Source organism: Brevibacillus fluminis (assembly GCF_003710825.1).
In the GTDB taxonomy this organism is placed as follows: domain Bacteria; phylum Bacillota; class Bacilli; order Brevibacillales; family Brevibacillaceae; genus Brevibacillus_D; species Brevibacillus_D fluminis.
In genome coordinates this window covers 183,392-206,665 of sequence record NZ_RHHQ01000007.1, presented here as the reverse complement: position 1 = coordinate 206,665, position 23,274 = coordinate 183,392, and the positions used below count along the sequence as shown (strand labels likewise).

23 protein-coding genes are annotated in these 23,274 nt (G+C 47.8%); 6 read left to right on the top strand and 17 right to left on the bottom strand.

Features of this window, described 5'->3' with window-relative positions:
• Positions 1–8 precede the first annotated feature (8 nt).
• From EDM56_RS31415 to EDM56_RS07825, 3 genes are all read left to right on the top strand, one after another.
• The gene (locus EDM56_RS31415; RefSeq protein WP_183192341.1) at positions 9–185 is read left to right on the top strand and encodes a hypothetical protein; all 177 of its coding nucleotides are present in this window, start codon (positions 9–11) and stop codon (positions 183–185) included.
• Positions 186–407: 222 nt separating this feature from the next.
• Positions 408–857 carry a GNAT family N-acetyltransferase gene (locus EDM56_RS07830; protein WP_122917340.1) on the top strand — a complete coding sequence of 150 codons (450 nt, stop codon included), beginning with the start codon at positions 408–410 and terminating at the stop codon, positions 855–857.
• A 324-nt stretch (positions 858–1,181) separates the two neighbouring features.
• Complete coding sequence (locus tag EDM56_RS07825) at positions 1,182–1,421, top strand: hypothetical protein (RefSeq protein WP_122917339.1); 240 nt, start codon at positions 1,182–1,184, stop codon at positions 1,419–1,421.
• A 23-nt stretch (positions 1,422–1,444) separates the two neighbouring features.
• Here EDM56_RS07825 and EDM56_RS07820 read toward each other — a convergent pair whose 3' ends face one another.
• The 4 genes from EDM56_RS07820 to EDM56_RS07805 all read right to left on the bottom strand — a co-directional run bounded on the left by EDM56_RS07820 (position 1,445) and on the right by EDM56_RS07805 (position 4,006).
• The gene (locus EDM56_RS07820; protein ID WP_122917338.1) at positions 1,445–2,005 is read right to left on the bottom strand and encodes a DNA cytosine methyltransferase; all 561 of its coding nucleotides are present in this window, start codon (positions 2,003–2,005) and stop codon (positions 1,445–1,447) included.
• A 227-nt stretch (positions 2,006–2,232) separates the two neighbouring features.
• Entirely contained in the window at positions 2,233–2,676 is a 444-nt protein-coding gene (locus EDM56_RS07815) for a cell wall hydrolase (protein ID WP_122917337.1), read from the bottom strand.
• Between the two features lie 294 nt (positions 2,677–2,970).
• Entirely contained in the window at positions 2,971–3,372 is a 402-nt protein-coding gene (locus EDM56_RS07810) for a hypothetical protein (RefSeq protein WP_122917336.1), read from the bottom strand.
• Positions 3,373–3,517: 145 nt separating this feature from the next.
• Complete coding sequence (locus tag EDM56_RS07805; RefSeq protein ID WP_122917335.1) at positions 3,518–4,006, bottom strand: DinB family protein; 489 nt, start codon at positions 4,004–4,006, stop codon at positions 3,518–3,520.
• Between the two features lie 262 nt (positions 4,007–4,268).
• On the opposite strand from EDM56_RS07805, the gene EDM56_RS07800 reads away from it, so the two are divergent.
• Entirely contained in the window at positions 4,269–4,793 is a 525-nt protein-coding gene (locus EDM56_RS07800; RefSeq protein ID WP_122917334.1) for a DinB family protein, read from the top strand.
• A gap of 1,045 nt (positions 4,794–5,838) precedes the next feature.
• Positions 5,839–6,822 carry a metallophosphoesterase family protein gene (locus tag EDM56_RS07790; protein ID WP_122917332.1) on the top strand — a complete coding sequence of 328 codons (984 nt, stop codon included), beginning with the start codon at positions 5,839–5,841 and terminating at the stop codon, positions 6,820–6,822.
• 153 nt (positions 6,823–6,975) lie between these two features.
• On the opposite strand, the gene EDM56_RS07785 is transcribed toward EDM56_RS07790, so the two are convergent.
• From EDM56_RS07785 to catA, 5 genes are all read right to left on the bottom strand, one after another.
• The gene (locus tag EDM56_RS07785; RefSeq protein ID WP_122917331.1) at positions 6,976–8,160 is read right to left on the bottom strand and encodes an aminotransferase class I/II-fold pyridoxal phosphate-dependent enzyme; all 1,185 of its coding nucleotides are present in this window, start codon (positions 8,158–8,160) and stop codon (positions 6,976–6,978) included.
• Positions 8,153–9,085: a D-alanine--D-alanine ligase gene (locus EDM56_RS07780; RefSeq protein ID WP_122917330.1), complete on the bottom strand. Its 933-nt coding sequence runs from the start codon at positions 9,083–9,085 to the stop codon at positions 8,153–8,155. The genes EDM56_RS07785 and EDM56_RS07780 overlap by 8 nt, the downstream gene beginning before the upstream one ends.
• 36 nt (positions 9,086–9,121) lie before the next feature.
• On the bottom strand, positions 9,122–10,609 hold the full coding sequence (locus tag EDM56_RS07775) for an aminotransferase-like domain-containing protein (RefSeq protein ID WP_122917329.1): 1,488 nt from the start codon (positions 10,607–10,609) through the stop codon (positions 9,122–9,124).
• A gap of 122 nt (positions 10,610–10,731) precedes the next feature.
• Entirely contained in the window at positions 10,732–10,935 is a 204-nt protein-coding gene (locus EDM56_RS07770) for an alpha/beta-type small acid-soluble spore protein (protein ID WP_122917328.1), read from the bottom strand.
• 126 nt (positions 10,936–11,061) lie between these two features.
• On the bottom strand, positions 11,062–11,721 hold the full coding sequence (gene catA, locus EDM56_RS07765) for a type A chloramphenicol O-acetyltransferase (protein WP_122917327.1): 660 nt from the start codon (positions 11,719–11,721) through the stop codon (positions 11,062–11,064).
• 1,220 nt (positions 11,722–12,941) lie between these two features.
• Between catA and EDM56_RS31160 the strand changes: the two genes are divergently transcribed.
• Entirely contained in the window at positions 12,942–13,229 is a 288-nt protein-coding gene (locus EDM56_RS31160) for a hypothetical protein (RefSeq protein ID WP_148040368.1), read from the top strand.
• Positions 13,230–13,594: 365 nt separating this feature from the next.
• On the opposite strand, the gene EDM56_RS07755 is transcribed toward EDM56_RS31160, so the two are convergent.
• The 8 genes from EDM56_RS07755 to EDM56_RS07720 all read right to left on the bottom strand — a co-directional run bounded on the left by EDM56_RS07755 (position 13,595) and on the right by EDM56_RS07720 (position 23,236).
• A complete protein-coding gene (locus tag EDM56_RS07755) occupies positions 13,595–13,816 on the bottom strand; it encodes a helix-turn-helix domain-containing protein (protein WP_019120228.1) in 222 nt (73 codons plus the stop codon).
• 169 nt (positions 13,817–13,985) lie between these two features.
• Positions 13,986–14,912 (bottom strand): ABC transporter permease, encoded by a 927-nt coding sequence (locus tag EDM56_RS07750; protein WP_122917325.1) that lies wholly within the window; start codon positions 14,910–14,912, stop codon positions 13,986–13,988.
• A 54-nt stretch (positions 14,913–14,966) separates the two neighbouring features.
• Positions 14,967–15,830, bottom strand: coding sequence for an ABC transporter permease subunit (locus tag EDM56_RS07745; RefSeq protein ID WP_246009302.1), 864 nt, complete (start codon positions 15,828–15,830; stop codon positions 14,967–14,969).
• 167 nt (positions 15,831–15,997) lie between these two features.
• Positions 15,998–16,456: a chemotaxis protein CheX gene (locus EDM56_RS07740; RefSeq protein ID WP_122917324.1), complete on the bottom strand. Its 459-nt coding sequence runs from the start codon at positions 16,454–16,456 to the stop codon at positions 15,998–16,000.
• Between the two features lie 74 nt (positions 16,457–16,530).
• Positions 16,531–16,923 carry a hypothetical protein gene (locus EDM56_RS07735; protein WP_122917323.1) on the bottom strand — a complete coding sequence of 131 codons (393 nt, stop codon included), beginning with the start codon at positions 16,921–16,923 and terminating at the stop codon, positions 16,531–16,533.
• Positions 16,923–20,648, bottom strand: a complete 3,726-nt coding sequence (locus EDM56_RS32045) for a S8 family serine peptidase (protein ID WP_122917647.1) — start codon at positions 20,646–20,648, stop codon at positions 16,923–16,925. Before EDM56_RS32045 ends, EDM56_RS07735 begins: the two co-directional genes overlap by 1 nt.
• Before the next feature lie 150 nt (positions 20,649–20,798).
• Positions 20,799–22,514: a phosphoenolpyruvate--protein phosphotransferase gene (gene ptsP, locus EDM56_RS07725; RefSeq protein WP_122917322.1), complete on the bottom strand. Its 1,716-nt coding sequence runs from the start codon at positions 22,512–22,514 to the stop codon at positions 20,799–20,801.
• A complete protein-coding gene (locus tag EDM56_RS07720; RefSeq protein ID WP_122917321.1) occupies positions 22,508–23,236 on the bottom strand; it encodes an N-acetylmannosamine-6-phosphate 2-epimerase in 729 nt (242 codons plus the stop codon). Before EDM56_RS07720 ends, ptsP begins: the two co-directional genes overlap by 7 nt.
• Positions 23,237–23,274: the final 38 nt, after the last annotated feature.

The following is a 23,274-nucleotide window of genomic DNA, read 5'->3' as shown; positions in this document are numbered from 1 at the left end:
GAATCCCAATGACCTATATCTTCATTGTGACCGCGATAATCGCTCTATTTGGCGCAGCCTTTTTCCTCAGTGGTTCCATTAGTTTAAGAAAAAGAGATGAGCATGCAATAAAGCATTACCACGATGATGCCTATGCACAACAAACCCTTAACCAATTGCATGACAACCACCATCACCATTTTTAAATTCCGACGCGCCTACAGCGCGTTTTTTTATGCAGTCATTACATGTCTGATCGTCCAGATTTAACATAATTACCGTTTTGTTAAATTCCTCCCCTGGAAAAACATGTTTTGTTTGTCACTTCTTGACCAACCAAGGAATTCATATATGATGCAAACAATATCTTCAACCTACTCTCTTTCTCATATGGTATAATTTTCAAAAATTAGACAGGAGGTAGAGTGATGGATATAAAGCTAAGGGATTATATGGATGCTGACTATCATGAATTTCTTGAAATGGTAAGTTCTCTCTACAGCGAAGATCTTGAAGGTCAACCAATGAACAGTACGAAAGTAACCTCTACTATTAACGAGTGTAAAAAAAATCCACAAAAGGTTCGGATTGTTATTTTAATAAACAACAATGAAATTATCGGATATTCAATACTGGTTTACTTTTGGAGTAACGAGTATGGTGGAAACATTCTATTTATAGATGAGTTATACGTTAAAGAAGATTCTAGAAGTAGAGGGATAGGTGCTTATTTTCTTAATTGTATAGAGAAAATGGATAATATCGTAGCCCTTCAACTAGAAGCAAATACTTCCAATAAAAGGGTGTTAGACTATTACACAAGATTAGGGTTTGAAGTTGTGGGAAATACTCAATTGATCAAAAATAAAGGATTCTAATACGTCGAGTTAATGAAACAAATTAAAAATCACTTCAAGTAAACAATGTGACCATTGATTTAACAGTGATGGTCACATTGGGGCTAAGATAAACACAGTTTGTTAGCGGTACCACCCTTTACCACATTGAACAGCCAGTGAGCCATGCCGATCCGTTCGGCTGTTCTGACTAACTATTTTGTTAACCCATCGACGCAATCTCTTTCATCTCAGCTAAGATCGATAAGTTGCCTCCCTTCCTTTTCCCACCCGTTTCTTCTTTCTGTGATATAATGATAATAAATATAAATTTAATGGGGTGTATTATTGAAGAGACAGTTTTTGATGATTATAAGTGACATAACAAAACCACAAATGGATCGAGTCATCGAAGTAGTAAAAGATTTTAATGAATTCATTGAATTGATTCCAATCGTGTCTGAATCTGATCGTGGCTATAGCCTATACATGGATATCCAAAAAGGCGATATTGCTAAGACAATCTTAGATACACGTACATTCCTGAAAAGTTGGTTTAAGCCTTTAAAAATCAAATGTGATTCAAATCCAAGAGACTTTTATTAAGTCTTTTTTTATTACACAAAATGTTAAATGGCCTGTTCGATTTCAAAGATGTTCATCTGATCGGCAGCCTGTTTTGCTTTGTCGTACCGGTCAAACTCCTCGAAAGGAACGTTCCGGAATGCTTTGCCATTAACCCAGTCACGGAATGGCTTTACGTGTGAAGCTTGTTGCCGCCCTCGGCCGTCCACACCGATCTTTCCGGTAAGGTCCCGAAACATCATTGCATACACGTTGCTGTCATATTTCTGCAGCAGCGCGAAACGCTCCAGGTCATCTTCCATCGTTGTGTCATACCCAATCAGCATGTAGAAAGTCAGCTTCCGTTTCCTGATCCCGTACTCCTCGAGCATTCGTAATTTCTCTGGCACAACCTTCATCATGTCGAACGTAACCCGCTGCCGCTCTTTGCCGTTTGCCGGAGCGATCGACTCCACTTTCATCGCATCAGCCTGGATAAATTGGTATGGATAGTTTGGCTGCGGGTTAATGTCCACGCCGACCACTTCAAAACCAGCCTTTGCGTAACCCGCAGAGCAACCGCCTGTCTTGCAAAAAAGGTCCAGTAATTTAGGTTTTTTGCTCATTTCTTGCCTCCCCATTTAACATAATGAGCCGTTCATTTATCAAAATTGAGATTGTGTTAAATTCGTTCATTTCTTCATCTATCCTCACCGTTATCTAAACAGAAAAAACGGATGCAAAAGCATCCGTTTTCTTTCACTATCGTTCCCGTAGTTCAATCTCTAACCCGACAACAACTTACTGACACATTGCTGTGACAGTCAGGTTTAGAGATCCTCAGCTCTTTTCGTTAAAACGTATTATATACATTTTCACATTCTTTCCCGGTCGGTTCATAAAAACAGTGCTTCTTCCATCGACCTACGAGCGGCTGATTATACCAAGTTGGCGGACATGGTCCGGGATTTTCGAACGATCCTGGCCGGAAATACCATAGAGAGAATTTGGCTGGCCAATTCCGCTCCCCATTCACAGACCGTTGCGCCAGACGGCGTTCCCTCTCTCTTGACCTTTGATAGTACAAACCATGTTGCAACGCTTCGAACGCATGCGGCTGGTTGATCATTTGGGGAATTGTCCGGATTCCTTTAAAATCGGAGCAATTCGCTCTTACTCGGTTAATGCCAACATTTCCAACAAGGAGCATGCCCATTTCGCCTTCGGTCTCAGCTTCAGCCCGAAGCAACCTTGCCAACATATCAATATCCTGCTTTCTGGCTTTTACCACTGCCATTGGCTCACCTCTTTTGATTTCTAAACTCATCATATTGCAGGCGAAGCGAATGTGTTACTCTGGCAAAATAGAGAACGATAATAAACAGCCGTTCCACTACACTCTTCTGTCCGCAATGACCGTATGTCCTGTGAGTTCAAGGTTTTGGATCAGTGCGTAATCGGACACGGAGTCATACTGTTGATCTGCTGTAAGTTCAAAGCGAAGCGGATACCCTATAGTATCCACCACTACATGAATTTTGGAGGTTAACCCTCCGAACGACCGTCCGATAGCTTAATCAATAAACCTACATTAACACTGCTTCCAGTCATCAGGAACATGCAACCATATCCCAGTCATAACACACTCATTCCCTTGGATAAAATCAGTAGGTGTATATCTGAAAGGTACTTTAAGTATGTTTTCAATTTCTTCCAATGTCTGCATATTGGTCGAGTTAACGCATTGCATGTCGTAAAAATTCATAAGTGCATCTACTTTTTCCTTATCTGCTTCAAACATATCGTTCTGCAATTCACTGAACCAGCCCGGTTCAAGTTCCTGCCGGGTATTATATTGAAGATCTTGTGCAACAATAATCAACTCGTCGATGGACTGGGCCGTCTGCAAAGTGGGATAAGGGCTGTCCTCCTCGAAGTACCACTGTTCGGGGAGACTGCCTCTTACCGTTTCATGAATATTTCCAATGTGCAAGCACACGTCAGCCACCAGGTATAAGAATCGGTGCTGCTCTTGGGAAGAGGCATCTTATTACCGTACAAAAAAGCACGTGCAGCCGAATGGTTGCCGTGCTTTTTTGTGCGTTTGTCGTTATTTCGCTGAGGTCAAGAATGCCCCTCTAGCGCTCATCTGCGCTTGGACCGTAGATGGCTGGTACCGGAATTCCAAGCAATCTGAGATAGACCGTAAGTTGCCCCCGATGATGGTACCAGTGATTCAGCATTAACGTTCGGACCATTTCATGCCGAGGTGCTTCCACGATCGGGATGCCGTCACGGGTGAGCTGCCATGTCTCCTTGAGTCCGTCATCTCCCCATGCAAGCAGCTTCCTTTCAGCGACCGCCACCTGTTCTTCTAACGCCTGTAGAATTTCATCTAACGATGCTGCTTCGGGCAAAGGAACCACCGGTACTTCACATATCCGTTCATGCAAAAGTTCAGCTACTCCTCCGGGAACACCCGCAAGATGCAAAGCCAATTGCCCGACTGACATCGACTTTTCATGCGGCTTCCAGGCTAGCTTATCAGCAGGAACCTTTTCAAGAACGCTTTTCGTCGCTGCGGCTTCCCGCCTTAGCTCTGCAAGCAATCTAGCAGTTTCATTCATATCAGGCACCTCCGCAAAATTTGATAAGCTAACCATATCATAGGGATTGGAAAAAGATTTCTTTTTGATTGCTGAATTCACCGTCTCTTGCCCATTTCCAACCGTCCCCGCGCTGTGCCACCCTATAAATCCGTTCGGTCGGGGCAACCGCCGCCCCGGCAGCAGTGACACACCCACTATGGATTTGTACTTGCAATTTGGCGGAATGATGGTATGTTGCACATATAGGAAGTTGGTAGCATCTCCCGAAAGGAGCAGTCAAATGAATGTTACGCTGAAAGAAGCTATCGAAATTTTAGAGCGCACACCCCAAACGCTGGAGTCTTTTTTGTCCGGATTATCCAACCCATGGCTGGAATGCAATGAAGGCGATGGGACGTGGAATCCCACGGAAGTGATTGAGCACCTCATCGAGGGCGAAAAAACGAACTGGATTCCCCGGATGGAAATGATTTTACGCGACGGAGAAAGCAAGCCCTTCCCGCCATTTGATCGTTTTGCCCACTTGCAAGAAAATGCCGAACGCACTATTGAACAAAAGCTGCAAGAGTTCAAAACGCTCCGGCAGCAAAATATCGCCAAGCTTCAGGAGCTGGTTGACCCTGAAACACACTTCGAATTGACGGGCATCCATCCTGCATTCGGTCCCGTGAAGGCGAGAGAGCTTCTCTCGACATGGGTTGTACATGACTTGACACACATCGCACAAATCGTCCGGGTTATGGCCGAGCGCTATCGGACGGATGTTGGACCTTGGAAGGAATATTTGGGGATATTGAAAAAGTAGTACTATTGGAATCAGCAGGTTGGTCCTGCATCGAATTTGGATAACGTTCCTTCAGTAAAGCTCTGCTTATTGTGCAGAGCTTTTTTTCTTGGCACCTTCTTGGTATAAGACTTTCCGCTTTTCTTCTGAGGACAGATGTACAATCACACGCTTATCCAAAACGATAAGATAATGAATATGATGGAAAGGGGTGTGATTTGTATTGGCGTTTGTACGGCAAGGCTCATGTATCGGTGTGCTCTATACTTCCCCTACGGCTGGTTGCAAATCCCCACAATGCCAACCCTATTCTGGCCGATGTCATTGCGTCCATAACGGACGATTCGTTGGCGCAGTAACGAAAATAGGAAATACATTCGTCCATGTTTCAAAAACGCTGGACACCACGAAACTCAAATCCTATCAGGGCATCATTCTCAGACATTGGAACATCCGCAATCCCAAAAACAAGAACTCAATCTTTCTCGAATTCTTGTTTCTCCCCATTTCCAGATTGGAGAATGTGGCCATTACACCTTTCAGACTTCTGGATCGACCTGTCCCTCCCCCAGGGAACCCTTGCTCTCAGCCGACAAAAGGGAGTGTCCGGAAGCCAAACACCATCTATCCAGGAGACTGCATCGGCATTCGTTTTCGATACCCAAACAATGACTGGGACATCAAAAACGATAAGTACTTGTTTTATCAACGGGGTGGAAATAGCTTCTGCCCATGGAATACGAAAAAGCAAAATAACCCGGACAAAGTATGGTACGCCCACTGGATCGTTCGCAAAGCAGCTCCCCATTTTTTATCCGTCGCCTCGAATCGAGGCCCGAAATCTCTCGGCAAAGAAACAGCAATTTCCCTATTCCCGATCACCGGATACAATCCTGCGGAAGGGACACCCATCACACTAACGTTTTTGAATCGCACTTCGATCACCCGCAAATTGACCTATAAATGAATGATCCAAGAAAATCGGTTCTATTAATCTATTCTTTCGACGGATATCCCCTTTACTAGAAATTCCCAAGCAAGATTATGATACTGTGAGGGATGACCCATGGCAGTGAAGCAAAATGAAACATTAACGGACATATCATTGAAGGTTTTGAATAAAAGAATGGCGAACCGAAAAAGCCCAAACATTCCGTTCGTTTTCTTCGGCGACACGTGGTTTGACTGGGGAGACGCGACAAAACAGACTTTGAATAAAGGCAAACGGGATGCGATCAGGCGTTTCCAGATTTTTCTGTCCTGCTTGGAAACCTCAAGCCAATTAAATCCTAAGCCTCTTTTTATTCTTTACGGAGGTGACGCTGTATTTTCAGGCTCGGTCGAGCAGCTCACCTACTTTAAAACCACCGTCGCGCGTTTCGTCAAAAATACCAACATCGCATTTTTTATGGTTCCCGGTAATCACGAGCGAAATGGAGTTGGGGGAACGTTACAAAATTACCAGAACATCATCGGCCCCAGAAAAGGAGACAAAACCGTCCATGAAATTGGGTTGAACTATCACATCAACACGCCAGATTTGAGATTGATCATGCTAAATGATGTGGGCCCGGTCTCGGGAGAATCCCGTTATGGCATTACGCCTAGTGCGCTAGCAAGTTTTGAAAGTGGAATCAAAACGCGAAAAGATGTGGTGGTCGTCATGCATGTGCCGCCCAAAGTCGGCTCCTTCAGCAAATTCCCCAGCAGCGAAGCATTCCCGATCAGCACTCCAGCCGATAAAGCATTCATCACCTCGCTGTCAAAAGCCAAAAACGCAAAACTCGTTTTAGTCAGCCATATCCATAACCTGTTGCTGCGTGGGCAAATCGCAGGGAAACCAGCCGTTTTAAACGGAAATGGCGGAGCCGGAACGGATACCCAACCGACTCCACAACCGACCATCACTTCGTTCATGTTTTTCAAGAATAACAAATCGATTGTCTTTACCGGAAACAAAAAAGTCCGCGTGAACACAGCATTCAGACCGACAAAAGTATTTATTTCCACGAAGCAAGGAATCATCACGGTCCCGATTTGTTCTAGCTAAGCCCGCAATCCCCTGCATCCATCGCCAGCTAAGCCTTTATGGCTTGGCTTTTTTAGTAACGAAAAAACGCCATCCCTTCTAAATGTAGAGGGGATGGTGTAACCGTTTATACAGATCATGTAGCTGAGGGATTTACCTGTAATCGACGTTTCATCAAACCGGCTGCATCGCTTGCATAAACCTTCCCATCCGCTCCAGCGCCTTCTCCAAATCAACGAGCGAGGTTGCATAGGAGCAGCGAATAAACCCCTCACCGCCCGATCCGAAAACATGTCCCGGCACGACCGCCACCTTCGCCTCCTCCAGCAGCCTAAGAGCGAACTGCTCAGATGACATGCCCGTGGAAGCAATGGATGGGAAAGCATAGAAAGCTCCCTCAGGCTCGTGACAGGCCAACCCGATTGCATTCAAGCCTGCTATAAACCGCTTGCGGCGTTCATTGTAACTCGCCACCATCTCATCCTTGGCAGCCAAGCCATGACGCAGTGATTCAAGCGCAGCGATCTGTGCTATGGTAGGGGCGCACATGGCAGTGTACTGGTGGATTTTCAGCATGCCGGCTATCAACTCGCGCGGGCCGCACGCATAACCAACCCGCCAGCCTGTCATCGCGAACGCTTTGGAAAACCCGCTAATCACAATCGTACGCTCCTTCATGCCTGGCAAGGAAGCGATACTGACATGCTTTCTCCCATAAGTCAGCTCGGCATAAACTTCATCCGAAATAACAACCAAATTATGTTTGATAATGAGCTCTACAATCGGCAGCCAATCCTGCTCTGTCATGACGGTTCCGGTCGGATTGCACGGATAATTGATCATCAAAACTTTTGAATGAGGCGTAATCGCCGTTCGCAGCGATTGCGGGGTCAGCTTGAACTGCTCCTCTGCTGTAGTCGCCACCTCCACGATTTTACCACCATGCAGATGGGTAATCGGTTCATAAGCAATATAGCTTGGCGCCGGAATCAACACCTCATCACCCTGATTGATCACTGTCCGCAACGCCAGGTCAACGGCTTCACTGCTCCCCACTGTCACGATGATTTCTTGCTCGGGGTCATAGGAAAGTGCGAAGCTGCTAGCAAAATAAGCCGAAAGTTCCTCACGAAGCTCCATCAAGCCAGCATTTGACGTATATTTTGTCTTTCCTTCACGCAATGCCTGGATGCAAGCTTCCCTTACCTTTTCCGGCGTAACGAAATCTGGCTCTCCGACTCCAAGGCCGATTGTATCTCCGCCTGCTGCGTTCAGATCAAAAAAAGCGCGAATTCCCGATGGGCGAATATTCCGTACACGCGAGGATAAAAACTGCCCTGTGCCCTCTTCTCTAAACATTTTGGACCATCCCCCATTCCTGTTTCCGCTCACGGAGCGAGCTCGTAATAATTCGGTCCAGCAGCTGTGTAAAGGTTATACCAGCTGCAGCTGCGCTCTTCGGAAGCAGGCTGTTGGCCGTCATTCCCGGTAAGGTGTTTACTTCCAACACATAAGGCACATCCTGACACAAAATCATATCGACCCGTGCATAGACCTTGCACTGTAGCAGCCGGTAGCTGGCAAGCGCCGCCTCCCGTACACGCTGTAGAGTAACGGGTGGAAGCTGGATCACCTTCTCCTCAGCGCCGCCGTTTTCATATTTCGCTTTGTAGTCGAACCATTCCGAATGCGCGGAGCGAATGCCGATAATCGGCAATACCTCGCCATCCAAAATCGAGCAGGTAATCTCCGTTCCTTTCAAATAGCGCTCGATTAAGATGGCCTGGTCCAAACGGCGAGCCTCCTGAACAGCCGGCAGCAGCTCCTTTTCATTATGCACAAGCTGGATGCCGATGCTGGATCCCCCCATATTCGGCTTCACAATAACCGGATACCCGAGCTGCTCCACAGCCTGCGGCTCATACTCCCCCTGCCAGTAAAAGCCTTCAGGCGTATGCACACCCGCTGCCTTCAGCAGCATTTTGGACAGCTGCTTATTCATGCATAGACTGCTTGCCAAGACACCGCTTCCTGTATATGGAATGCCCAGTGTCTCCAGCGCTCCCTGCACCGTGCCGTCCTCGCCATATTGGCCATGAAGCGCCAATAGCGCGAGATCAATGCCTGCCTGCTGAACCTGTTCGATTAAATCCGCTCGCTGCTCGATCACAATGGGAACAATCTCATAGCGACTGCGATCCAAATGATTGATCATCTCTTGACCTGTTTGCAGAGAAACCTGACGCTCAGAGGAAATACCACCCATAATAACGCCTATCTTCATCAAAACACCTCATTTTTCTTGAAAATGGTTATTCAGTTACGTAAGAAACCTACGCGCCTGTTCGCCGATGATCTGAATACCGCGCACAATATTTTCATCCGTTACTCGTGAAAAACCAAGCCGCATTGTATTCGTCCCTTCGCCTTCTTGAACAAAAAATTTGTCTCCCGGTGTAAAAATAACACCCTGTTCGGTGCAGGCTTCTAGCAGCTGGCGAGTATTTACGCCTGATGGAAAGGTTAGAAACAAATGCAAGCCCCCGTCTCCGGACAGTTGCGCCTCAGGGAGATCTGCCTCACAGCATGCCTTTGTCAGCTCATATTTGCGCTTATATTCCATACGTGCTTTTTTTACATATTTATCGAAATTTCCATTGAGCAAATATTGATATAGGATCGATTGATCGATTGTTGACGTATGAATGGTGCGTGCACGTTTGATGCTTTCCAGATTGTCAATCAGCGCTCGGTCTCCAAGCACCCAACCCACTCGCAAGCCAGGGAACAGCACCTTGGAGAAGCTGCCGATATAGATGACTCCGTTTCCTTGCCCAGCTGTCGCGATTAATGGCGCAACATGCGCTCCCGAGTAACGCAGCTCCTCATTGAATCCATCCTCGATCACCGGAACCTGATAGCGCATCATTAATTTCATAACGGCGCTGCGCTTTTCCGGCGACATGACAATGCCTGTAGGATTGTGATAGGAAGGAGTCAAATAGGCCAGATCAAAGCTGTTTGTCTGTTTCTGCAATACCGCCTCAAGGTGCTCCACATCTATACCGTCACGCTCCATCGGAATACCGGTAATCTCAAATCCGTGCAGCTTCAAATTTTTAATCGCTGTATGATGGGTCGGATTTTCACAAATGGCCGCTCCGCGACGTACAGAAGGACGCAGTGCCGACAACACGATGTCAAAGCCTTCTGTAAACCCGCTTGTAATCAGCAAATCCTTTCCGTTACTATCGACGCCTTTATTTTCCATATAACGCATCAGGTAATCGATCAGCGGCTTGTAGCCCTTGGCATAGCCATAGTTGAGCAGCACCTGTCCTTCGATTGCCATCCGATCCATAAAAGCTCGCTTTACATCCCCCAAATCAAACAGCTGCTCATCTGGAGCGATGCTCGTGAACGAGATGGTTCCTTTTTTGGCGCGTATACCCTGTTTCATCATATCCAGCTCGACTGCCGAGACCGCATACTCGTTCATTCTTGCCTTCCAATCGATCTGCCAGATGGTGGACCCTTCAGCTCCTCTGTTATTTGTGGCCAAATGGCCCAACATAGCGGCAACAAAGCTTCCTTTGCCTGGAATCGCATACGTGAATCCGTCATCCTCCAGACCTTCATAGGCTGCAATGACTGTATTGCGGCTCAATTTTAACAGACCGCTCATTTCACGGGTGGAGGGTAGCTTCTGATCCGCCTGAAGCGCCCCTTTTATAATTAAACGTTTGACGTATTCTTTCACTTGCATCGCGACCGGTCGGTCACCGACGAGCTTGAAATCCTGGAACATCCTTCATCGCCCCCATCTAGAATGATGGCATAGGAGACGCCGGAAAAAAAGAACCACCGCATTGGATTTTTCATCCGTCGGTGGCTCCTCCGCATCTCGCTATGTAAAAAAGAGTTTGTTATTTACCGTTGCCGAAAGTTATTTTGTATCAATTGCGATTCGGCAAATGACACTAAACGCTTTGTTATCTCCCCACCCACGCTGCCATTTTGGCGTGAAGATGTTTCTGGACCAAGAACAACGCCGAATTCGGCAGCAATCTCATACTTTAACTGATCTAATGCTTGATTCGCATGTGGTACTAATCGTTGATTTCGATTTGCCATGTAACCCCACTCCTTTCACCTAGATGAACATAGTATGTACAAACTGCCTGGGAATATTTGCACGCGAAAAGCGACAGTCCGGTGTCTGAAGCCGGAGCTGTCGCTGTGTTTTTTGCGATCACGTTTTCACTTTTCAGGAAACCATTTGGCGTAATCGTCTGCTAATGATTGAAGCTCTTGAAAAAGCAAGCTGGCATGATAACCGTCACAGACCGCGTGATGCATTTGTACCGCGATTGGCAGCAAGATGCGGTCAGTCTGACGGAAGAATTTCCCTATCGTAAAGATCGGCAGGAGATACGTCCCCTCGTTATAGATGTTCAGGTTAAAGGCCGTGAAGCTTACCCACGGAATACTTGAGATGGGAAAGGTGTTTGGAGGCTCATTGGACTTAGGGATAAATTGCTTGATTCCCCCGAATTCGTCCTGGTCCGCAAGATAGCGACGATAGAACTCATGAAAATCGTCGTGGTGCGCTGTCCAGATGCTGCTGAATGTCTTGTCGTCCTGATGAAAAATGGTATAGCTAGGAGACATGCTCTCCCAATAGCCAAGGATACCATCGGAATCGTAGCTCATACGGAATTCGGAGTGGCGGTTGACCACCGTCGTGAGCATGTGAATCAGCGCCGGATATAGCTTGAAACTCCTGCTTTTCAGCTCGGCAAGAAGTAGACTAATGTCGATGTTTGCTGTCATGCTGAAGGTGCATCTGACATTGTGCAGATAATGCTCAAAATAAGGCTTTCTGCTCCAGTTATTCATATCGATGGGATGAAATTTCATGTGCGGTTCCCTCCTAAAATGATTGCATGCATCGTTTTAGGAGGCTGAATCAATCGCTTTAACCATGTCCTCATCACGTTCCTTGGGGGATTTTTGTGTAACGAACTAAGTATATCGTAGTAGAGTATTGGCGGGCAATTTCCGTGGTCTTACTAGTTGCGAGTAGCGCGAAAAAAACTGATTTTGTTGCCCAACCTGTTGCTACTGGTATTTCCGCCTACCAATATTCCGAAGCGACTTGGCCCTCCCAGCAGAGCAGAGCTTTTCCTTAACATCATGGAAAAGTCCGGTCAGATTTCCGTTTTCACCATTCCATTGTTCCTTCAGATTCATCTGGACAGCTTGGAGAACAGATTCTCCCTTTTCTTCATGGCAGTAGCTCTTCTGTTGTATTACACTTGCTGGTTGAGGTTCTTTCTAGCTGGTAGGGACTATTCATTACTTTACAAACCTTTCTGGAATATCCCGCTCCCTTTGGCAATAAGCCCGGTTGTCTACTTCCTTTTTTTCGCCGCAAATATGGAATCTCTGCGCGGTATTTCACTCCCATTGCACAAATTCAAGCAACCGATCACGCTTGCCACTTCTGAAAACATAACTTTGGTTAGTACACAGCGATTGGTAGACTTTCTATAATTAAAAACCGAAGAGCACACCATTTCAGAGGAGGATGTTCAATGAATTTTTTTGAGCTGCTATTTTTTAATGTATTTCGTGCACTAGGCAATATCGTTAATGCTCTCGGTTCAATTTTTCATCTCTAATCCTAGTATCTTTTCTCTGAACACCGAGTCTGATGGTCTCGGTGTTTTTCTTATGAGCAAGTTTGTTGCTGTATAAATTTGTGTTAAATAGACATGCTAGTTGCAAAAATTCGTTGAAGCCATCCCTTCCCAAAAAAGGAAGAGTGCCTCCGTCTGATCTGGCGCAAGAACAAGTGATACAGAAACAGATACTACGATGCCAATACGCGTGCGGAACCAATCCTTTTTTCTTGTCTCTTCTCGGCATCAATCAAATTATCGAGCCTTTCATTTACTTGAATCATCTGTTCTTCTCTTGTCGTAAAGACCAGTAAATTACATTGCACTTTTTTTCTATAAATTTGTTTCCAGACACAAAGTGTTAAATTTCCTGCATTACCAACTATCGCCTATTCGTATATAATTCCATAAAAACAGGAGGTGATTGGAATATCTCGAAAAATCAGAGATCTCGTCATGATTGGTATATTTATATGCTTACTAGTTATCGCATTGAAGCCAACACCATCTTTTAACTATCAACCAGCATCGATCCCAATACTAAGTCATGAAGGCGAATCTGTTGTTCAGCTCTCAGAAAACAAAATTGCAATCATAGATACAAACATAAATTCAGGCATGCGAGGGCAAATTTTAGTATTTGAATTTGATGCCAAAGGTAAGACCTTCAATTTTGTAGGACAATATAATTACGCTGACTATTTCCGTAATCCTCAAAATCATGGTCTTCCCTTGCCTAATTAATTTTTTCATCATGAGCAATTTGTTTACGTTGTTTCATAAGTTCCACCAATCACTTAATCAGGCTCCTTTTCTACTTCCTTTTTGAAAATCCTAGTGTGCGAGATCAAGTATATTATTGGTTTAACAGACAATGATTTAACTTGAATAAAATTGTGCCTGATCGTACTTAATAAGAAATCGGTCTACATTGTTTGACCAAGTGAGGATAAACCTCGCAATGTGTATCAATTGGATGTAATCAGTTTGGCCTCTGTCGCATCAACCATATTCCTCACAAACGCCGCAACCTGTCCCTCCCCCCACATAAAGAAAAAAACCCCCTCCCTTCTCGCAAAAAACGGAGAGGGAGGGTAGGTTTTCACGGTTCAAATCTTCAGTTCTCCAAGTCGGACCAGCTCAACTACCGCTTGCGATCGACCTTTCACGCCCAATTTTTGCATGACGTTCGAGATGTGATTGCGTACGGTTTTTTCACTGATAAAGAGTTGACCAGCAATCTCTTTTGTCGTCTTGTCTTGGACCAAGAGTTCAAACACTTCTCTTTCGCGATTTGTCAACAAAGGTTTGGTTTGGTCGCTACCTTTCAATCGTGCCACCCCTCCTTGTGGGCTCTACAGGAACAAGGCTGAGGGATAACGTCACCTTATCCTATGTAGGGGGGTGGGTGTTGGTGCCGGGTTGTAAGCTATTTAGGCTATTGCCCTACACAATATGCGAAATTGGGCATTGTGGTTCCTCTTCCCCCGGTAAAATCCGTTAAATGTACGGTGTCCGGTGATAAGTGGTCTGGTAACGGTCACGCAGCCCTTTGGATAGAAGGGTGAACGCCGCGATGGCAAAAATGAACGCTAACAAGGGCGACATGTAAATCCATGTGCTCGAGCCATAAATAAAGCTGCGGTATGATCCGATCAGGCCGGCCCACTCATGCGTGATCGAATAGAAGGTCGGCGGGTCCATCGTCATTTTCGTTCCGCCCACGAACAGGTCGAACATCCCGAGCTGCCCCATCAGCGTCATGATGGCAACCATCTCCACCACAAAGACGATGACGATCTGCTCCTTGATCTGCGGCAAAATATGGCGGAAGATCAGGGCATTTTTGCCGGCGCCAAGCGACGTGGCTGCGATGATATACTGCATGTTTTTGATTTGTTCGGTTTTTTGCCTGATCGAGGAGACAACACTTGGCATGCCGAGCAAGGTGACTAGGAAAATAAACAGCACGATCAGCGCGGATGTGCTCAAATCGGAATTGACGTTGACGCCAAGCAAAATGAAATAGACCGGGATGAAAATCGGGATGTAGCTCCACGCGTTCTCGATGGTGATCCACCAGTTTTGCTTCTCCTCGCTCATCCCCATATAAAGGCCGATGATCGTTCCTAAAAGAACGCGCAAGAGCGCGATGGCGATTGTGACAAATACAGTGTACCTAGCCCCATGCAGCAGCAGTGTCAACAGATCATACCCCCACTTGTCCGTCCCTAGCAGATGCTGTGCTGACGGTTCAAGCGGCGGCGTTTTGATCACGGTTTTACCGTTGACGATGGTACTGCTCGTTTTCTCTTGAAAGTCTAGGTCATACGGTGCGACGAATGGTCCAAAGATGGCGATCAGGAGCAGCAGGCAGACAAGGATGCCGCCGATCCACAAACTCGGGTTGGAACGACTTCGATTCATTCACGATCCCTCTCCACAAAATTAATTCGCAAGCGATTTCCACTTTTCCGAAAATTATTTGTAAATGACACTGCGTTCAAATACGTACAAGATGGCAATCATCAAAAAATAGACGATGATGGACAGGCAGATAATTCCGAGCAGTCCCATGACCGCCGCTGTAAACTGGTAGCCCGAACGTGAGAAAATGAAGCGGGTCAAGCCGACGACATTCAGTGAATACTCTACGATGAAAAGATTAGCGATGGTAATGGCCACGGCTTTCTTCAAGTCAGCCACAAAATACGGCTTGATGTTTTTGTAGACGTGATGAAGCTGGACATGGCGCACGTTCATCCCTTTGGCCACCGCTGTTGCAATGTAATCTTCGCCACACACCTGCACATATTTCATACTGACGACACGGAGCAGATAGATTGTCGGCCCCAATGCCAGCACCATGGTCGGAAACCAATTGTTCGAGGCGTCGCTGGTCGGAGACAGCGTGATGATGCGTACGTTCGTCATCTTATAAAATCCGACAGCCAAAACGATGGAAAAAAGAATGAGGATAAAGTCCGGGATGGTCGCAATCACATCAAGCATACGCTGGACGATGCGTACGAGCCGAATGCGCTGAAAAAATAGGCCGAAAGTTAGACTGCCCACCACAGCGATGAGCACGCTGGTAAATAGCAATTGAAAGGACTGTACGGTAAACGGCAAAATATCATCCGCGATACTGCGCTCGGTAGTACCTAGGTAATAGGTGCCAAGCGAGCCTTCCGCGAGGCTTTCGAGCAAGTAGACCGCATGGCTGATCATTCCATCTGGCTCAAATTGCACTTCTTCGTTGGCTGTATACAGCATCAGTGGCGTACCGGCAACCAGCAGCACCAAAAAAAACATACCAATAAATTGTTTTAGTGCGGTCAACATTTTTTGCACCCCCTGCTAATCCCAAAGATACTACATCTTTGCGGAAGTGACCAGTTTATCATTCATATTTTATTATTTTTTATAAAGCCGTATTTGCGTCTGTTTCCCCCTCGTTCAAAAAAAATAAGGCGCCCATCTACATCCGAATGGCGCCTTGTTTTATTTTGTTACGTTAGTACCACGACTTGAATCTCCAAGCTTCCCAAATCACCCAGGTCAAGAGGCACAGTCAAAGCCTGTCCACCTGCATGAAGGCTGCCATGATCATCTACAAGCTGCGGGGGCGTAATGTCAATCGTCACTCCCTGATTAAACAAGAGTGCGCTGGCATTTCCGGAAATCATGTTGCCAAGCTCGGAGATTGCGCTTCTGCCCATCTCATCCATTTCGCTAATTGGAAAGCCTCCCATCATAGCGGAAACAATACGCAATGCAACTTCCTTATGCAGCCCGTAAATGATGTCACCCGATAGTTGTCCTGTAATGCCGATTTTAATCCAGATATGTTCGTCGTGAAACGTCACATCTTTTACAGAGAGCTCACCGCGAGTGGGAGAGATGTTACACATTTGCTGAATAACCATCGAGGCTGAATCAAGAAATGGGTTGATGTACTGGGCTTTCATGTGCAAACAGTTCCTTTCCCCGCTGAATTTCCTATACGTTTCATTATATTTTCATTCGGGGTAGGAGACAAGTCTTATTCGCCAAATTTCTCCACAATCGTAATCGGGATTCCAGGAAGGCGCGTTTTGAGTCGAAAGTTGTCGTTTATTGTGGTAAAAATGGCACAGGCGTTTCGCAAATCCAGAATGGGGACCGCCAGCTCATGCATCGAAAGCTGCCAGTATGGCGACTGTAAAGCCGCGAAGGCAAATACGGTATCGCCAAAATGCAAGCATGCCTGGACGCATGTTTCTTCCGGATAATCCTCGCTCGCCTCGAGCAGGTGCAGCGGCTCTAAGCCGAATTGCCGAATCAGATGAAGACGGTCGGACAGCTGCTCTTCGGTTTTATGAGAGATCGAACGGCGCGGGGAAAGAATCGGGAATTGCTTTTCCGCATATTCCCGATTAATGCCGTGATAAAACATTACTGGCCCTGGAAGCCTTGCTTGGACTTGGCGCCTTGATTGGAGATTGTAATCGTTTTTTCCACTTTTCGTCCCAACGCATCGGTGCCGCGCAGCACGCACGAGTTGCCGCCATTCCGATTGCGCGGAAGCAGTAGGCGGAATTCGCCGCGTTCGTTCACATCCGCGTCCAGCACCTTATCCCCATACTGCGCCGTCAAGAGAAACGGAGCGGCACCGACCATGCGACCCGATACGACCGTCTGCTCTCCCTCGTCCCCGCCTGTCGCTTGTTTTGCCACCGTGAGTCCTGGTGCCGCAACTGGCTTCGCCAAATATTTGACCCGCTGCTCCTCCCGAAAGAGCGCCAGATTTCCCGAGTATGTGTCTGCATATGCATGCAAAACCATCGTGCTTGTGTTACCCGCGTCATCCCTTCCTTCGACCAGGATGCGATTATCCCCTTCGGTAAGCGTCACGGTGGTCGCCAAGTTTTTCTGCACCGGAGGCTCCAGCTGATCTTCCTCCCAGCTGGAGATGATATTACCGTTCACGCTTACCCGCCCTTTATACGTGAGGTCATTGTACAAAAAGCGAATGGGCAGCAGCATCTGTTTGGTCGTCCCATCGAAAAAGACTTCCTCCGTCCCATCGTTTGCCAATGTCAGCACGGGCGGGGTTTTATCCACGATGATCCGCTGAACGAACTCTCGCGTATTGCCGGTGTAATCTTTCACGCTGTAGTTGACAAAGTGCAGGCCTTCCGGCAGAGTAAGCACAGTTTGGAAAGAGCCGTCCGCGTCAACTGAGACCGGCGTCTTATTGATCATCAGGCGCACGCGCTCAAGCATGTCCTCGCCGCTTACCTTCCCGCGGATCGCCACATTCGATTGCGACGTCACCAGCAATTGCTGGAACAAATCGTTGGGAAACAGGATTGTCGGCGGAGAAATGTCACTGCGCCCCTTCACATTTATACTCGTCACATTGCCTGCGAAGTCGTACGCGACCAGTGTAATCCTGTTATGCCCCTGACCGATAAAGGTCCCTGTCTCCGTAGCCGAGTAAGGTCCGCCTGCTTTTTTGCCGTCGATGTACAGGAAGTAGCCCTGCACATCCTTATCCCGTGTGCTCCAGCTTACCCGATTGCCGGAGATCGATGCCGTCACACGCGGCGCTTCCCGATCGACTTTGATCGGTAGCTTCAACGTTTGCCAGCCGGCGTTGCGCTCGTCAATTCGCGCCCTGATGATGAATTGGTACTGTCCATCCGGCGCAGGCACGTATTCCCCTTTGGTCTGGGAAAAGATTTTTCCGTCCCACCCCCACTCTTCCTTTTCCGTGTAGTAGTACGGGATGCCCAGTCGGGATTGGTCGAACTTCGTCACCTTTTCATCTTTGACCAACGAGCGGACGACCTTCCCTTGGCTGTCCGCCACATCGATGGACACTTGTTTGGCATTACGCAGGAACGTGATCGAGGGTGCAGCCGTATCATAGTGGCCGTCCCCATTTGGCGAAAAAGCGATTTTCGACTGATCGACCAATACGCTTCCGTTTTCCGCCACCCCGTTCACACCGAGATAATCGCGGTACTTCCATTTGTCATTATCCTTGTCCTGGTACCAAGTCGTTTTCACACCGGTGCGCTTTTCTTGACTCCCTTCTTCCCACATCGGCGCATCCATAACTCGCGGTTCATCCCAGTCGCCATAAAAGCCGTAAAACGGCACTTTCAGCACCGGCAGATCGCTCTGCTCCGGCGCGAATTGGATAAAACCGTCAGCAAACGTGTTTGGCTTCATATCCGGAGGCAACGTGAGTGTCACTTTCACCTCTGTCTTTTGTCCAGGAGCCGCTGTCACCACTTGCGGTGAAAAGGTCAGCTTCGCACCAGCGATCGGAACCTCTGTCATCCAGTTGATGCCTTCCTTTTGCAAGTCGGTCATGACGCCGAACATATCCTTTGGCTGATAAACCAGCGGCTTTTTGCCGAATTTGTTGTCAATGTAGAGTGAAAATGTCGTAGTTCTTCCGATTTGCCCCAGCGAAACACCGGCTTTTCCTTTTTTATCTGTGACGATGGCAGGCGTTTTGATCGCTTGGCTGATCTGCATCATGCCCGCCCCCTGAACACGCGGCGAATACGGCAGCACGCCCGTTTTCCCGCCGACGGATGTCGCCGCGATTTCCCTCGGGTCCATGATCGGATTCGCTGTATTCATTGCCGCCGCCTTCAACACATCGACAAGCTGCCTTCCTTGCAAGTTGCGCCCTTGCTTGATGTATGCCTGCTTGATCAGCGCCATCCCGCCAGCCACATGCGGAGTTGCCATCGAGGTTCCGCTTTTCACCGCATAGTCGCTCTCCTGCACGGTCGAAAGAATGCCGCCCCCTGGCGCCGTGATCTCCGGTTTGAATTGCAGATCTGGCGTCGGTCCCCACGACGAAAAAGAGGAGACCGTCCCGCCATTCGGGAATGGCAGCTTGTTTTGCGCATATTGCCCGTCAAAATTGACCTTCACTTTTTTGCCTTGCTTCAATGCCGCGACCATTTTCTCGCCAGCGAGCTTGAGAACGGAAACCGCCGGCAAATTTTTCGCTTCATTGGCGCTGATGATCAACGGACCGGACTGATTGTTGTAGATGATAGCCCCCACGGCGCCCGCTTCTTTGGCCAAGGTCAGTTTGTCATCAAAGGATGTGTCCCCGCGTTGCAACAAAACTACTTTCCCTTTTACCGAGATGTTGTAATCTTCCTTTTTGCCTTTACCCAAATAGACGACGTCCACGCTTTTGGACAAGGCTTGCGTAGGATTCAGAGCTTCGCCGCTGGACGGGTGTCCAACCATGTACACGACCCGCTCCAGATCGTTGACACCTTCCACTTGAAAACTCATCCCAGCAAGCATCGTCGAATTCGCCGAAGCGACCGACAATGCGTCTGGTGCAATGCCTGGCGACCCGACCATCGCGTAATCAGGGTTCTTCTCCATGATTCGGTCGCTGCCGAAATAGCCGTCGTTGCCTGCTGCCGCGACCACGATCACCCCATGATCTACCGCTTTTTTGATGGCATATTGCTCAGAGCTAGAATCGTCCACATAGCCGGCCGATGATCCCAGACTCAGGTTGATTACATCCGCTTTCTTCGCAATCGAATCGTCAATGGCGAACAAGATCGATTCGCTTAAGGAAGGCAGCTCTCCCTGATAGTTGCTGAACACTTTTTCGCTCAAAATCTGTGCCTCAGGTGCTACCCCTTTGACTTTTCCATTCGCCGCAGCGATGCCAGCTACGTGCATTCCGTGCTGGGAATTTGCCACATCAGCCGTCACGTCATTGCGATCGGCCCAGTTAAAGCCGCTGATGACTTTTGCTGTCGTATTGGCTTTCTCCTTTGCTGCACGCTTGTCGCGTGGTTCTGCCATATCGACATGCTTCGGATTGACGCCGGTATCAATAACAGAGATGAGCATGCCTTCGCCTTTTACACCCGACTCATGCCAGACTTTGGTCGCTTCGATCATCTCCAGCGTGGAAGCAGCGGATTCCTTTAGCTTCTCCTCACTGACCACTTCCTGTAGCGTTTGCCATTCGTTGGCGGTTATTTTATTGGGTGAATCGTTATGTATTTGCTGTTCCGACTGGAATGTCATCGCATCCGCAACGTTCGCAGGCCGAACAGAGGTTGGCAATAAGAGAGAGGTAAGTGCCGCACCGCAACATAGAAGCTGTCTTTTCATGTTCTGCCACCTTTGGATAGAATTGATGTATCCTTCAGTTTTCCTATTGCGGCGAGGTCCTATACGAACAAGATTGGACACGGCAAAAAAACCGCCAGCCACGACCAGCGGTTCGATGCACATCTTTCTCCTCTATTTTTTTGTTCCTCGCTACGAATGGCTCCGGGAAAGCAATTGCAAGTAATCCAAAATCTGATCGGATGAATCCATCTGCAACACCGCTTCCGCGATCCGTTTCGCCTCGTCCATGTCCAACTCACAAATCGTTTTTCTTGCTTGCGGGATCAACGATGCGCTCATGCTGAATTCGTCGAGCCCCATGCCGAGAAATACAGGGAGCATTCTTGGATCTCCAGCCATTTCGCCGCACATGCCGACCCATATGCCTTCTTTGTGCCCATTTGCGATAACCGCTCGGATCAGCCGGAGGATGGCTGGATGAAACGGGTCATACAGGCGCGTTATTTTCTCATTCATCCGGTCGACTGCCAGCGTATACTGCAGCAGATCATTCGTTCCAATACTGAAGAAATCCACTTCTTTTGCGAGAACATCGGAAACGATGGCGGCTGACGGCACTTCAATCATGATGCCGATTTCCATCTCTTCATCAAACGCAATTCCTTTTTCCCTGCATTCGCTTTTCACATCATGGAGAACTGCTTTCGCTTGGCGCAGCTCCTGCAAGCTGGAGATCATGGGAAACATCAGCTTCGCCTTGCCATATGCAGATGCGCGTAAAATCGCGCGAATTTGCGTTGCGAAAATATCCTGGCGATCGAGACAAAGGCGAATGGCCCTGTAACCGAGAAAAGGATTCATTTCCTGTGCAATCGGCAAATACGAAAGTTGCTTATCTCCCCCGATGTCAAGCGTCCTGAATACGACAGGCCTGTCTCCCATCTTCTCCAAAATCGCCTGATATGCATGAAATTGTTCTTCCTCGGAAGGGATCGTCTCTCGATCCATGAATAAAAATTCGGTCCGAAACAGCCCGATCCCCTCTGCCCCGTTCGCAAGCACACCTTCGACTTGCTGGAGCGATCCGATATTCGCTGCCACTTCAACCCTTTTTCCGTCTTTTGTCACTGACAATGCGTCCTTATAGGGCAACAGCTCGGCTCTCTTATTCTTCCAAGCAGCTTTTTTGCTCGTATAAGCCGCCAGCATCTCCTCAGATGGACGAACGATAACATCACCTGTCGCACCATCGATAATAAGCAGATCGCCGCTCTCGATCTGTTTCATCGCTTCTTGCAGCCCCACTACCGCAGGAATCTCATAAGAGCGCGTGAGTATCGCCGTATGCGACGTTTTTCCTCCCGCTTCTGTCACAATTCCCAAAATCAGTGTCCTGTCCAGTTGAGCCGTCTCGGATGGGGTTAAATCATTGCAAACAAGGATGATCTCCTCCTGGCACTCCGTTGGCGAGACCGGCTGTGCCCCTTGCAAAATCCCGTTTAATCTTTTTTCGATATCTCGGATGTCAGCTGCTCGCTCTTTCATATAGCCATTCTCCATGCTCTCGAACATCGAAATGACTCGGCTGGCAACCGTCTGCAGCGCATATTCCGCATTCACACTCTCCGTCTCAATCAGCTCTTCCACTTGCCCCACGAATTCCGGATCGTCTAGCATCATCAGATGTGCATCGAATATTTGTGCATTTTCGTTTTCGCTCTTTTTATTCATGACATCTCTAATCTGGATAATTTGGTTGCTTGCTTCCTGTATGGCATGCTTAAATCGTGCTTTTTCTGCTCTCTCATCATCGATCGTCGCCCGTAAAAATTCCGCGCGTTGTTCCCTTTTGACAAGCGCCTTTCCGATCGCGATTCCATCCGATACCCCTATGCCTGTCAGCACACCTGTTCACTCCCCTGCAAAAAATCATCGACGGCCCTCGCCATCCGCTGAGTAATCAATTGGGGTCGCGTGATCGCAGATCCGACCACAACCGAGTAAGCGCCTAGCTCCATCGCATGAATAATTTGCTCGGGCGTCCAAAATCTCCCCTCAGCCAAGACAGGAATGGAGACTTGATGCGCTAGCTCCCTGACAATTTCATAGTCTGGGTCGCGAAAATTATCAGCCGGATCGTAGTTCTGGGGATTCTGAAGATAGTGCTCGTAGCCTGCCAGCGTGGTTGCCAGCAGATCGGCACCCGCCCGCCATGCGGCGACTCCTTCCTCGGCAGTCGCAACATCCGCCATAACTGGAACGTCAAATCGCGCCTTAATGGTTTGAATGAATTGTTCGGTCGTTTTTCCATCCGGTTTGATAGAGCCAGTGCCATCTATACAGACAATATCCGCTCCCGCATTGATGACCTCCTCCACCTCCACGATCGTGGGGGTAATGTAGGCAAGGGAATTTGCATAATGTCTCTTTAGAATGCCGATCACCGGCAGCGATACTTTCTTCTTTACCGACACGATGTCAGGGGCTGAATTGATTCGAAGCCCAACTGCTCCGCCGATCTCCGCAGCCAACGCCATTGTCGCCATCAGTTCCGAACCGTAAAACGGATCGCCTTCGACAGCTTGGCACGAGACGATGACCCCTCTTCTCAGCTGATCTCGTTTCATGATTGTTTCACATCCTTACCAAACATCTCTCTCATACT

What these genes read in the sequence shown, in the direction of transcription:
- EDM56_RS31415 (WP_183192341.1), top strand. Translation starts at nt 9, where the DNA reads ATGACCTATATCTTCATTGTGACCGCGATAATCGCTCTATTTGGCGCA.
- EDM56_RS07830 (WP_122917340.1), top strand. Translation starts at nt 408, where the DNA reads ATGGATATAAAGCTAAGGGATTATATGGATGCTGACTATCATGAATTT.
- EDM56_RS07825 (WP_122917339.1), top strand. Translation starts at nt 1,182, where the DNA reads ATGATTATAAGTGACATAACAAAACCACAAATGGATCGAGTCATCGAA.
- EDM56_RS07820 (WP_122917338.1), bottom strand. Translation starts at nt 2,005, where the DNA reads ATGAGCAAAAAACCTAAATTACTGGACCTTTTTTGCAAGACAGGCGGT.
- EDM56_RS07815 (WP_122917337.1), bottom strand. Translation starts at nt 2,676, where the DNA reads ATGGCAGTGGTAAAAGCCAGAAAGCAGGATATTGATATGTTGGCAAGG.
- EDM56_RS07805 (WP_122917335.1), bottom strand. Translation starts at nt 4,006, where the DNA reads ATGAATGAAACTGCTAGATTGCTTGCAGAGCTAAGGCGGGAAGCCGCA.
- EDM56_RS07800 (WP_122917334.1), top strand. Translation starts at nt 4,269, where the DNA reads ATGAATGTTACGCTGAAAGAAGCTATCGAAATTTTAGAGCGCACACCC.
- EDM56_RS07790 (WP_122917332.1), top strand. Translation starts at nt 5,839, where the DNA reads ATGGCAGTGAAGCAAAATGAAACATTAACGGACATATCATTGAAGGTT.
- EDM56_RS07785 (WP_122917331.1), bottom strand. Translation starts at nt 8,160, where the DNA reads ATGTTTAGAGAAGAGGGCACAGGGCAGTTTTTATCCTCGCGTGTACGG.
- EDM56_RS07780 (WP_122917330.1), bottom strand. Translation starts at nt 9,085, where the DNA reads ATGAAGATAGGCGTTATTATGGGTGGTATTTCCTCTGAGCGTCAGGTT.
- EDM56_RS07775 (WP_122917329.1), bottom strand. Translation starts at nt 10,609, where the DNA reads ATGTTCCAGGATTTCAAGCTCGTCGGTGACCGACCGGTCGCGATGCAA.
- EDM56_RS07770 (WP_122917328.1), bottom strand. Translation starts at nt 10,935, where the DNA reads ATGGCAAATCGAAATCAACGATTAGTACCACATGCGAATCAAGCATTA.
- catA (WP_122917327.1), bottom strand. Translation starts at nt 11,721, where the DNA reads ATGAAATTTCATCCCATCGATATGAATAACTGGAGCAGAAAGCCTTAT.
- EDM56_RS31160 (WP_148040368.1), top strand. Translation starts at nt 12,942, where the DNA reads ATGATTGGTATATTTATATGCTTACTAGTTATCGCATTGAAGCCAACA.
- EDM56_RS07750 (WP_122917325.1), bottom strand. Translation starts at nt 14,912, where the DNA reads ATGAATCGAAGTCGTTCCAACCCGAGTTTGTGGATCGGCGGCATCCTT.
- EDM56_RS07745 (WP_246009302.1), bottom strand. Translation starts at nt 15,830, where the DNA reads ATGTTGACCGCACTAAAACAATTTATTGGTATGTTTTTTTTGGTGCTG.
- EDM56_RS07740 (WP_122917324.1), bottom strand. Translation starts at nt 16,456, where the DNA reads ATGAAAGCCCAGTACATCAACCCATTTCTTGATTCAGCCTCGATGGTT.
- EDM56_RS07735 (WP_122917323.1), bottom strand. Translation starts at nt 16,923, where the DNA reads ATGTTTTATCACGGCATTAATCGGGAATATGCGGAAAAGCAATTCCCG.
- EDM56_RS32045 (WP_122917647.1), bottom strand. Translation starts at nt 20,648, where the DNA reads ATGAAAAGACAGCTTCTATGTTGCGGTGCGGCACTTACCTCTCTCTTA.
- EDM56_RS07720 (WP_122917321.1), bottom strand. Translation starts at nt 23,236, where the DNA reads ATGAAACGAGATCAGCTGAGAAGAGGGGTCATCGTCTCGTGCCAAGCT.